Consider the following 11,046-nt stretch of genomic DNA (forward strand, 5'->3'; position numbering starts at 1 on the left):
ATAGCTCACCCAGTAGGGCGCTGGAATGACCACCTCATCCCCCGGCTCGATGGTGGTCATCATCAGGGCATAGAGGGAATGTTTACCACCATTGGTCACAATGATATTTTCGGCATTGTAGGGCAGGTGATTATCGGTGCGCAGCTTGTTTGCGATCGCAGCCCTCAAACGAGGTTCACCAGCCGCCGGACCATAGCGAGTTTTGCCGTCATCCAGAGCAGCTTTGGTGGCTGCACGTATGTGCTCCGGGGTATCAAAATCAGGTTCGCCAGCACTAAAGCTGCAGATATCTAGGCCTTCAGCCTTCATTGCCTTGGCTTTGGCAGAAATGGCTAAGGTCATTGAAGGTGTGACTTGCTGTACCCTCGCAGCTAACTTAATACTCATTAGAATGCTGTTGCTCCGGCTCCAAACCCAATGCTGATTAGCTTAAATCGATTTGTAGTGGAGATTGCAAATCTTTATGATTTGCTTGAATCATGACTAACCGAAAAAAAACTCCCCTAGCGTTGCTAGGGGAGCATGTGTTCTTGATCTGTATGAAGGAAACGGTGTGAGGAGAGTTTGTCAAGGCCCTGAGCCCGGGCAATATCCCAATGCAAGGAGCACAGCTCGTAGACAGCAGCACCGCAATAATTACTGTGATGTCGCTTTTCAGGAACTCCAATTTTTGGATTGACTCCATCTGTTGGATTGATTTAATCATCTCCCAGATAGAACCGTCTTAGTGTGATTTCATGGCTTGAAACCGGTGATATTTCTAGCTTATGGGGGTGATATGGGTGATACCTCCCAGTGACATTAGTGGTGTTTTAACGTGAGGGAAATCACCACTCAGACTAATAGCCACAGACCAAGTCCCCAAAACGGAATAAACCGTAGCGCCCGATAACGCTCCCCGATCGGCATCATGGCCCCCATCAGCCAAATCTGAAATACCCAAAACAAAACCATATCGACCACAAAAGCGAGGGTAACTCGATTGCTGACCACCTGCTGCCCTAGATAGTCAAATCGGCTCATTACCCCACCCAGTTCCGGTCGATTAAAGCAAAACCAGATAACTGCCAAATTCCCAACAATTAGTCCTAAAGACCCAAATACGCGGGCTAGGGTTCCTTTCTTTGGCAAATTTGGCGAATCTGAGGGCTGTCCCAGACGCAGTGCCATGTACGGCATTAAAAATACATTCGTTAGAAACATCGCCAGCCCCCAGAGCACCATTTTAGGTAGGTGCTGACTCCGTTTATCCATCATCATCAGCGGGAGAAACATAAAAATCCAAGCTTCCGCTAGGTTAAAAAATCCTTGGACGGCTGGGTTTACGGTAGGCGCTGGTAGAGAGTTGATACCAACAAGATTTAACAGTGGCAGAATAAAAAAGAAATTCAGAGATTCGTCGAGAATTTCTTGCAGGGTGTCGGGTTGAATCGCCCATATGGGCTCCCCTGGCAGCCATGTCGGCGGTGATAGGAGTAGTATCCCTACATAAACGACGGTGGCAGCCCACAGGAGGTCAGTTAGCCAGGACTGCCGTGACCAGACCGAGGGTGATGACTTTTGAGAAGCTATGGAATGATTGGACGCATCTTGGACTGTGGGCGATTGACGCCCCAGCCAATAGCGCACTAGAGGCGTCACCCAGCGAATAATAGTAAATGCAGCCTTACCTGGTTTTAAGGCGGGTTCTACACAGTCACGGGCAAAAACAAGTTTGCCACTCTCGGGGGAAAACCGATAAAAGCTAACGCCACGTCCATTGGGAAAGGCCATCTCGTTAATTTCGACATGCCAAGTGACACCCACGGCCAAATCATCGCCAGTGATATCGTCAATGACAAATTTCAGGTCCGCTGGAACTGCCCGGCAGGATTCTGTAAATAATTCCTGGACTGCCGCCCGCCCCATGAAGGTAGCGGAAAAGTTTAAATCCTCGTAGCAGCACGCTTCATCAATCCATATCACGGCCTGGGATACATCGCGCTGATTGATGGCGGCATAGATAGACTGAACTTTATCAGCGGCTTGACCCATGACATACTGCTCCCTGCTAGCCTCTGATTTTAAACATAAAAAAGTCAAAAATATTTAGTTGTGGTGACGATGCGTTTTACAAATGTTCTGAAAAACCACAAATGTTCTGAATATAGAAGTGTATCTACCAACCTTGAAAAAACTGTCCTGAGGCACCACTGTGATTGTTATCACAAGCATCTGTGATTGTTGTCAGGTTTATCGTACGTATTTGAAAACCTTGTTGTGTTTAGGGTGTAGCCACTTCGGAAGAACTTTAATCTTCTTGAAGCTATCCTGAAATCTTCTGGTGAATCTTACTTTTTTACATAAGAAGTTAAGTGTATTTGCCAGAATGGACTCAACTGTTCGTGTCGAGCCTGCCCCTGAATGTTCCCGAATTTTAATCAAAACTCCTCCAGAAACCACTCTCGTCGCCATTCCAGGGCAACGACTGATGTGGTCTCATCCATACCCACAACTCCAGATCAGCTGGTAGATGCAGGTCTTGTATTCGCAAAACAGCGGGTATACGACGAAGCTTTAGCCTATTTTGAAGAAGCGTTGACCCTCCGACCGAATCATCTGCAAGCTCTAAAAAACCGTGCGCTAACGTTTGTTCGCTTAGGTCAAACTCGAGAAGCATTGGTAGACCTAGATCGATTGATTGATTTAGACCCTAAAAATCTTTGGGCCTATGCCAATCGGGCAATTATTTTTCGTGACCTGGGGCACTATGGTAACGCGGTCAGTGATTTTGGCCATTTGATTAAACACGATCGCCTCAAGCGTTGGCAATGGCTAATTTCCCGTGGTTCTACACTAAAGCTGATGGGGCACTATGATGAAGCATTGCAAGACTTTACTCTCTCTCTTAGGTTAAAACCCAATAACAGCTGGGCCATCAGTGCTCGAGATGAAATGGTTCTTCAGTCTCGACATTATTCGTGATGGGTATTGATGACACCCCCTGCAGCTAATTTTTAACAAGCTGCGATGGAAACAATATTTTGATGAGAGTATTTGGGCAAGATTTTTACGTTGTGTACTCTGCGTTGATCTTGACATAGTCATAGCTCAGATCGCAGCCCCATGCTGTCCCTGTGCCTGTACCCTGACCCACTCTAACGGTAATCATTACCGGATTGGCTAAAGCTTCAGTCGCCGTGGGTTGATGATCAATAGCACAGTCTTTGAGATAAGTGTGGGCAGCAATTCGATCAAAGGGCTGGGGCTGGCCTTTGTCTAGTAATACAAAATTCCCCAGCTTAATCATTAGCTGTGCTGAGTCGAGGGCCACTCCCGAGCGCCCGGCGGCTCCTGCGATTCTGCCCCAGTTGGGGTCACGACCAAAGATAGCCGATTTAACTAGGGATGAACTGGCAATGGTGCGGGCAATTTTTCGGGCATCTTGATCGGTGGTGGCACCCGACACATGCACCTCCAGTAAGCAGGTTGCCCCTTCACCATCACGGGCAATGCTTTTGGCGAGATAGATGCACACTTCGGTTAGCATGGCTTCTAGCCTTTCAGCCTCTGGACCGGGCACGGTAATAGCCGGTGTACGAGATTGACCGTTACTCAGGGCCATCACCGTATCATTAGTGCTGGTGTCACCATCGACCGTAATTTGGTTAAAGCTCTGATCGACAGCCCGAGCTAACATAGCTTGCCACAGTCCGGGTGAAACGGCAGCATCACAGGTAATAAAAGACAGCATCGTGGCCATGTTCGGATGGATCATACCTGAGCCCTTGGCAATGCCGCCGATGCGAACGGGACGTCCATCCAGGGTGGTCTCAAGGGCATAGGATTTGGTCACTAGATCGGTAGTCAAAATTGCTTGGGCCGCCTGTGCGTTTCCCTGGCCAGATAGCTGGGTGACTAGCTGTGGCATATGGGCTAGCAGGGGGTCCATTTTGATGCGCTGGCCAATGACGCCTGTGGAGGCAATTAATATTTTATCGGCGGTAGTGTTGAGGGCATTGGCAGCGGCGGTGGCCATGGTTACCGCATCTTCCCATCCTTGCTGGCCGGTGCAGGCGTTGGCCTGACCTGAATTGCAGAGAATTGCCCGAGCGGAGGGGTGGGTCTCTAGCTGTTGCTGGCAGTAGTCGATACAGGCGGCGCGAACCTGGGACTGGGTGTAGACAGCGGCTGCGATCGCATCATTATTTTCCGACACAATCAGGGCTAAATCCGGCGCACCCGATGCTTTTAGTCCTGCACAAATGCCCGCTGCCTTGAATCCTTTAGGAGCCGTTACCCCGCCATCAATCACATGCCACTGAGTTTCACCCTGTCCCATAGTCATATCCTTATGTAGTCTAATTATCTGGGTCTAATTGTCTAATGTGCGGTCTAACTTACTAGCCAACTCGAAAAAACTGTTGCTGACCTGAGATTATCCCAAGCGGCGGCAGTCTACCATCAAAGCCCCAGGGGTCAGCCTTTTAATCGGCTGATGGTTCTTCCACTAGCAAATCTCCTAATACATCGATATAGATATTAATGGCACTATTGAGAGCCTGCCCCCGAGCGCCCAATAATGCCAACATGGCCTCAGGGCCCTGATCGGGGAGTAAACAAAAATGATCGATCACAAATTTTAGCGTGTGGCCCAGCTGAATCTCGTCGTCTGCGACAGGTGCCAGAGCCAGGGGTCGCATTTGAATCTGTTCTCCATGGCGAGACTGATCTCTTATCCACCAAGCCAAAAACTCCAACGTCAACCAACCCGCCCGATCATAGGACAAAATCACATCCGTATTTGCCCAGGCTTCATTAGATAATCCTCCCTGGGTTCGGTGTAGCAGGGCATGGGGTAAATCTCCCATCTTCCCTGACAGCTGATACTCCTGAGGAGAGATTTTATCTAGTTTTTTGATACCTGTATTGACCTCCATCACTCCTTTGAAGCGATAGAGTGATTGATGAAACAATTTAACCTGATGCGGATAATCACCAGCCATAAAATTCTCTCCTATAGGTTGGAGAACTCAGTTGGAGAACTCACAAACTATCCCATCATTTGATTAACAAAGTTGGTGTAAACCTCTCCCTTAAGAAATTCAGGCCGCTCCAACACTTTTTGATGAAATCCAATAGTAGTGGGCAATCCGGTAATCGCACATTCTCTCAAAGCACGTTTCATACGCTGAATAGCGGTGTTGCGATCAGGCCCCCAGACAATCAGCTTGCCAATGAGAGAATCATAATAAGGGGGAATATCGTAGTCGGTATACACATGGGAATCCATACGTACCCCTAGCCCACCGGGGGCTAAATAGCCATTAATGCGGCCAGGGTTGGGGCGAAAGTTATGATCAGGATCTTCGGCATTGATGCGACATTCAATGGCATGCCCTTTAAGCAAAATATCGTCTTGGGTAAACGATAGCCGTTCACCTTGAGCCACCCGAATCTGTTCAGCAATGAGGTCAATCCCCGTCACCATTTCCGTCACCGGATGCTCCACCTGAATCCGGGTATTCATTTCCATAAAGTAGAACTTCCCATGGCTATCTACTAGAAACTCCACAGTCCCTGCCCCTACATAGCTAATGGCTTTGGCGGCGCGTACTGCTGCCTCCCCCATTTGTTCTCGCAAAGCTGGGTCAAGAGCCGGGCTGGGAGCCTCTTCCAATAGTTTTTGATGGCGACGCTGGATCGAGCAATCCCGTTCCCCTAAATGCACCACATTGCCGTAGCTGTCAGCTAGAATCTGAAACTCAATATGGCGAGGATTCTCCACAAATTTTTCTAGATAAATCCCACCGTTACCAAAGGCCGCTTCGGCCTCACCCTGGGCCGAGAGAAATAACTTGGTCATTTCGCTCGCTTCGCGCACTAAACGCATACCGCGACCGCCACCACCAGCTGTGGCCTTAATCATCACCGGATAGCCAATGTCATTTGCTAAGGCCATCGCTTCGTCAGGCGTGTCTAGTAGCCCTTTGCTGCCAGGGACCGTGGGCACCTTGACCCGCTGCATAGTAGCCTTGGCAGTAGATTTATCCCCCATGGCTCGCATCGCGGCTGCCGAGGGTCCAATAAAAACAATCTTGTGATCGGCGCAGATGTCCACAAACCGGTCATTTTCAGCCAGAAAACCATAGCCAGGATGAATGGCGCTGGCTCCGGTGGTCATAGCCGCAGCAATAATATTAGGAACGTTGAGATAGCTGCGGCTGCTAGGGGCTTCACCAATACAGATAGCTTCGTCGGCTAGCTGCACATGGAGGGCGTGGCGATCAATAGTGGAATGAACGGCGACGGTGGCTATTCCCATTTCCTCACAGGTGCGTAAAATTCGCAGTGCGATTTCACCTCGGTTCGCAATCAAGATTTTTGAAAAGCGCATCAGCCAGCCACTACCCTAAGGAAATTTTCTATCTGCATCATATGACGGAAGCTGATCGTACCACGCAGGTTTCCCTGGGATAATGCCTTCAAATTGGACAGACAAAATCTCGTCATTGGAGGGACCGTTTGTGGTTTACTGTTATATGCTGCGATGAGTTTTTTAGCAGCTGTTTGCGGATGTGGTGGAATTGGTAGACACGCACGCTTGAGGGGCGTGTGGCTTATGCCATGCGAGTTCGATTCTCGCCATCCGCATTGTTTTTTGTGGGGCGTTGTAGAGGCGTTACATACAACGCCTCTACAACGCCCCATGTTCATAATATAGAGCTGGTAGAGCCATTGGTTCTGCAGAGCTGTGGGCAAACGTATATCATGAAAATAGTCATGAATTTTTGTAAACAGCTTTGACTTCAACGCTTGGACCATTACCAAAGGCCCAGAAAACAACCGGCTGGCATGCCCTAGATATGCTCTGGCAGGGGGATGAAACCGTTGTCAAAAGAGGACTGCCCCACGATCAGCTGTCTCCAGCATGGCAAATTTTGATGCTGGGGGATGGTTCTCCTACCCGCCATCTTCAGCTGCTGACGCGGGAGCCCACCGAGGTTGATGTTATTGAAATGTCCCTGGTGGGCATGGCTGATGATGGTGCGCCCGACGTGATTAGCTATGTTCCGGGACCCCGACTCCGCCGTCAGGTATGGTTGCGTACAGCGTCAGGTCAGCGTTTGGCCTATGCCACATCCTGGTGGGAAGCCAGTCACGTGGATGAGTATCTAAAAAACCGTTCGCTGCCGATTTGGGCCAGTCTTGCCAATTTGCGTACTGAGCTTTACCGCGATATTCAAGGTATTTACTACGGTTGGAGCCCACCGCTGGAGGCCGCATTTGGTCAGAAAGGCCCATTTTGGGGTCGCCATTATTTGTTCTGGCACCACGGCAAACCGCTGACCCTGATTTATGAGGTGTTTTCGCCTTATCTGATGCGATATTTGGGACCCATGCGGTCTGAAACGAGCCATCGGTAGATCGTATTTGTAGGGGCGTTGCATGCAACGCCCCCACGTGGGTTATTAATTGTCGGGTTTGGTGGTTTGATGACGCCGTTTACGGCATCGGTCCGAACAATATTTCACCTCATCCCAGCAATCGGCCCATTTTTTTCGCCAGGTAAAGGGGCGCTGGCAAACGGTGCATGTTTTTGTCGGTAAATCAGACTTGCGACGCTGACGGGCCATTAGTTCCTAGGGATTGTTAGCGGTTTTTTAGGGCTCACGGTATGCTCAGAGACTAGTTTAAAAGGCATTGGTAGATGATGCTTGCGATCGCATGTCCCCTCCTTCCCCTCTAGCGCAACTCCGTATCGTTTTAGTCGAACCCGCTGGCCCCTTAAATATTGGCTCAGCCGCGCGGGTGATGAAAAATTTTGGGTTGTCGCAGCTGGTTTTGGTCAATCCCCAATGTGACCCCCACAGTGATGACGCCAGACAAATGGCCGTTCATGCCTACGACGTGATTGCAGCATCCCAGACAGTAGCGACGCTGCCGGAAGCCCTAGTCGGCTGTCAGCGAGCAATTGCAACCACTGCCCGGAGTCGAGATTTACAAACGCCGTTAGAATCGTCCGAGCAAACATTGCCCTGGCTGCTGACGTCATCCCCCAGCGCCCTGATTTTTGGTCCAGAAGATCGAGGTCTCAATAATGACGAAATGCTCCAAGCCCAGCGCTTTATTAAAATAGATACCCGTCCCCCCTATGAATCGCTAAACTTAGCCCAGGCGGTCGCAATTTGCTGCTACGAACTGTCTCGCGTCGGGCATCGGCCCCAAGGGGAGACTCCTTCATCTACTCATGCTGTATCTACTACCGCAGACGATGCTGCCGCTCCCCTGAACGAGCTGGAGGGGTATTATCACCACTTAGAATCGATTTTGTTAAAAATCGGCTATCTTTATCCCCATACGGCTCCCAGCCGCATGCGTAAATTTCGACAGCTTGGGCATCGTGCGGCCCTGTCTACCCAGGATGTGGCAATGCTACGGGGTATCCTGCGGCAAATAGACTGGGCTACAGCCACACATCAGGGACCTGATTCAAAAGCCCCCTAGCCATCCCAAAATTCTCAGCCACCCGCTAGGGGCAATGATTAGCAATGTGTTCACACCTATGACGGATCCACAGCAGCCTCATTCCAAATCACGACGGTCTGGACGACCACGACGGCAGCGACGTTCTAAGCTACCCCCGGTCGGAGGTAACTCCAAGCCAATACGGTCTAGGGGGACAAAGTCATCCTCATCTGGGGCTGCGACCGGTATGTTTGGGGACATGGTCGATCCGTCTCGCCATGTACGTCGAACTCGCCGCAATTCTCGCTCCACCTGGCCGCCAGAGCCCAAGAGTTCCCTATTACCAAGGCTACCTAAGCCCCTAATCTATGGTGTTCGCTTGTTGATTATTGGCCTAGGGGTGGCCGCGATCGCAGGAACACTGCTGTCGGTCCTCACACCCACCGATGAGCAGTTAGCCCGTGGCACGGCGGCTGAAACCCAGTCAGCAGTTACCGTATCGACCGAAACTGACAATGATGTGCTGGTGCGCACCCAAGAACTGGCTCCCCTAAAGGCCAGTTTGGCGGAACTACAGGATCTGATTCCTGAACTAACGCCCACCGTTTATGTCTTTGACTTAGACACGGGTAACTATGTAGATATTGCAGGTAGTTCCGCAGTCCCGGCGGCAAGCACGATTAAACTGCCGATTTTAGTGGCCTTTTTTCAGGCGGTAGATGACGATCGCATCACCGTTGATCAGGCCCTGGCTATGCAGTCGAGTCAAATCGCCCAGGGGTCTGGAGATATGCAAACTCAGCCACCGGGAACGCGGTATACGGCCCTAGAAGTTGCCACTCAAATGATTATCAACAGTGATAATACGGCGACTAACATGATGATCGACCTGCTGGGGGGGCCAACAGAACTCAACCAGCAGTTTGCCAACTGGGGGCTCACGGCCACCGTCCTGAATAACCCACTACCCGATGTAGAAGGAACCAACACCACGAGTACCGAGGATCTGGTGCGGATGGTAGCCCATATTCATAAGGGCGAGGTTTTAAGTCTGAGATCGCGCGATCGCGTCTTTAATATTCTGCAGCGAACTTACAATAAAAAGCTACTGCCCGCCGGGGTGAGCGAAACCACAATTAGCTACAACAAAACTGGCAACATTGGTGAAGTCCTAGGCGATGTGGCGCTGATGGATCTGCCCAATGGGAAACGATATGCGATCGCAACTCTGGTACAGCGTCCTGACAACGATGGCCGCGCCCAAGAACTCATTCGACGAATTTCCCAAACGGTTTACCAGGCCATGAATAACGCCATTCCTGTAATCAAACCTGCCACTGACACCTCTGGCGAAAACGGAGCCCAGTCAATTCCCGTATCTCCTGGAGAAACGCCTGACTCTGCTATCCCCAGTTCCCAGGAATAGCTCCAACTAGGTCGTCAGCGCTCTAGATACTGCATGAGTCAGATTTTTTGTGGCTAATGCAGTTGACAAGATAGACATCTTTGATACACTCTGTCAGACAAGTTCGGGGGTGTCCCATCTACACTCTGATCCCTGTCAGCTCTAGAGAACTATGATCAACCCCCCTGTGGATATTAATCAGATTAAACACTCAGCCGCCAACGGTCACTTTCGCTCCATAGCCTTGTGGCTTAACTATCCGTTGGTACCCCAGGCGATCTATGCCCAGGTACAGACAGATCGCTACCCCGGCTATCTCCAGGTCCTATTAGAGTTTGAGCGCCCCCCTAAGAAAGAGGCATTAATCCGGCTGGTGTGTAACCGTATTTGCCGATTAGAGTCCGATGTCATCCGTGGAGTATCCCTCATTGGTCGGGTTATAGGAACAAAGCAACCTCTTTGGCAACAGCGGGTCCGACTGACTCAGCGACAACGCACCGCAACACCACCGCCTCTAGTCTCGGACAACCTGGCTCCAGACAGCGATACAGCTGTAGCTGTGTCCAATACTGTGCCAGCAGCGGCGGAGCCACATGCTGAGCCAGACAACAATACAGCTGTGCCAACGGCGGAGCCACTCGCATCTACCTCTACAACAGCTGCCAAGTCAAAGACGGCCCAGCCCGAACCTGTAACAGCAGCCACCTATGGCAGTAAAACGTTTAAGCAGGTGCCGTCTTATCTCATTCCGAGAGAGCCTAATCACCAGGAGCATCGCCGCCGCCCCAATCGTAATGTCGCTCCCTTTCCAGTGGTGCAAATCCGTCCCGCTGATATTGATGGCTCCAAGCCCCCCAGCCAGCGACGGATTCAACGCCGTCGTCTGGCCCCAAAAGAAATCATTGATCAGCAATTTAAATATATGAGAGCCATCGTTGTGACAGGCTCGGCTGCAGCGGCATTTATTTTAGGCTGTGTTACCGAGACCGTTCGCTCTCAGCGGGGGTCCATGGCTCATAATGGGTCCCCCAGTCTCCCCACATTCAACCAGGAGGGTTGGCGTCCCCTCAGTGAGATTGAAACTCAAGAAATTACCTATCGCTCCGCCATGCGCGGCGCGGCTGTCCCAGCCGCGCTCGAATCGGTTGCTGTGATGCCCCATAAACCCGCCAGCAATCCTGAAAATCCTACAG

The 11,046-nt window shown here is 50.7% G+C and carries 12 protein-coding genes and 1 tRNA gene; 6 read left to right on the forward strand and 7 right to left on the reverse strand.

What is annotated here, in order from left to right:
• Positions 1-387: aminotransferase class I/II-fold pyridoxal phosphate-dependent enzyme (locus tag IQ260_RS19960; RefSeq protein WP_228016286.1), on the reverse strand; the 387-nt coding region annotated here is incomplete at its 3' end.
• A gap of 447 nt (positions 388-834) precedes the next feature.
• Positions 835-2,034, reverse strand: coding sequence for a nuclear transport factor 2 family protein (locus IQ260_RS19965; protein WP_193994851.1), 1,200 nt, complete (start codon positions 2,032-2,034; stop codon positions 835-837).
• A gap of 438 nt (positions 2,035-2,472) precedes the next feature.
• Here IQ260_RS19965 and IQ260_RS19970 point away from each other — a divergent pair, with 438 nt between their 5' ends.
• The gene (locus tag IQ260_RS19970; protein ID WP_193994852.1) at positions 2,473-2,964 is read left to right on the forward strand and encodes a tetratricopeptide repeat protein; all 492 of its coding nucleotides are present in this window, start codon (positions 2,473-2,475) and stop codon (positions 2,962-2,964) included.
• 85 nt (positions 2,965-3,049) lie between these two features.
• Here the strand turns inward: IQ260_RS19970 and argJ are convergent, their stop codons facing one another.
• The 3 genes from argJ to accC form a co-directional block, all read right to left on the reverse strand.
• Entirely contained in the window at positions 3,050-4,321 is a 1,272-nt protein-coding gene (gene argJ, locus IQ260_RS19975; RefSeq protein ID WP_193994853.1) for a bifunctional ornithine acetyltransferase/N-acetylglutamate synthase, read from the reverse strand.
• Between the two features lie 145 nt (positions 4,322-4,466).
• Positions 4,467-4,985 carry a hypothetical protein gene (locus tag IQ260_RS19980; RefSeq protein ID WP_193994854.1) on the reverse strand — a complete coding sequence of 173 codons (519 nt, stop codon included), beginning with the start codon at positions 4,983-4,985 and terminating at the stop codon, positions 4,467-4,469.
• Positions 4,986-5,032: 47 nt separating this feature from the next.
• Positions 5,033-6,376, reverse strand: a complete 1,344-nt coding sequence (gene accC, locus IQ260_RS19985) for an acetyl-CoA carboxylase biotin carboxylase subunit (protein ID WP_193994855.1) — start codon at positions 6,374-6,376, stop codon at positions 5,033-5,035.
• Between the two features lie 175 nt (positions 6,377-6,551).
• Here accC and IQ260_RS19990 point away from each other — a divergent pair.
• A tRNA-Leu gene (locus tag IQ260_RS19990) sits at positions 6,552-6,633 on the forward strand.
• A gap of 149 nt (positions 6,634-6,782) precedes the next feature.
• Positions 6,783-7,406 (forward strand): chorismate lyase, encoded by a 624-nt coding sequence (locus IQ260_RS19995; protein ID WP_228016288.1) that lies wholly within the window; start codon positions 6,783-6,785, stop codon positions 7,404-7,406.
• A gap of 45 nt (positions 7,407-7,451) precedes the next feature.
• Here IQ260_RS19995 and IQ260_RS20000 read toward each other — a convergent pair whose 3' ends face one another.
• Complete coding sequence (locus tag IQ260_RS20000) at positions 7,452-7,616, reverse strand: DUF2256 domain-containing protein (protein ID WP_193994856.1); 165 nt, start codon at positions 7,614-7,616, stop codon at positions 7,452-7,454.
• 91 nt (positions 7,617-7,707) lie between these two features.
• On the opposite strand from IQ260_RS20000, the gene IQ260_RS20005 reads away from it, so the two are divergent.
• Positions 7,708-8,487 (forward strand): RNA methyltransferase, encoded by a 780-nt coding sequence (locus IQ260_RS20005; RefSeq protein WP_193994857.1) that lies wholly within the window; start codon positions 7,708-7,710, stop codon positions 8,485-8,487.
• 78 nt (positions 8,488-8,565) lie between these two features.
• On the opposite strand, the gene IQ260_RS20010 is transcribed toward IQ260_RS20005, so the two are convergent.
• On the reverse strand, positions 8,566-8,709 hold the full coding sequence (locus IQ260_RS20010) for a hypothetical protein (RefSeq protein WP_193994858.1): 144 nt from the start codon (positions 8,707-8,709) through the stop codon (positions 8,566-8,568).
• Here IQ260_RS20010 and IQ260_RS20015 point away from each other — a divergent pair.
• Together IQ260_RS20015 and IQ260_RS20020 are read left to right on the forward strand one after the other, a co-directional pair.
• Complete coding sequence (locus tag IQ260_RS20015) at positions 8,708-9,874, forward strand: serine hydrolase (protein WP_193994859.1); 1,167 nt, start codon at positions 8,708-8,710, stop codon at positions 9,872-9,874. The genes IQ260_RS20010 and IQ260_RS20015 overlap by 2 nt on opposite strands.
• A gap of 151 nt (positions 9,875-10,025) precedes the next feature.
• Positions 10,026-11,046 (forward strand): hypothetical protein (locus tag IQ260_RS20020; RefSeq protein WP_228016289.1); only part of this gene is annotated, 1,021 nt, incomplete at its 3' end.

The sequence above is a fragment of the Leptolyngbya cf. ectocarpi LEGE 11479 genome (assembly GCF_015207065.1).
In the GTDB taxonomy this organism is placed as follows: domain Bacteria; phylum Cyanobacteriota; class Cyanobacteriia; order Phormidesmidales; family Phormidesmidaceae; genus Leptothoe; species Leptothoe ectocarpi.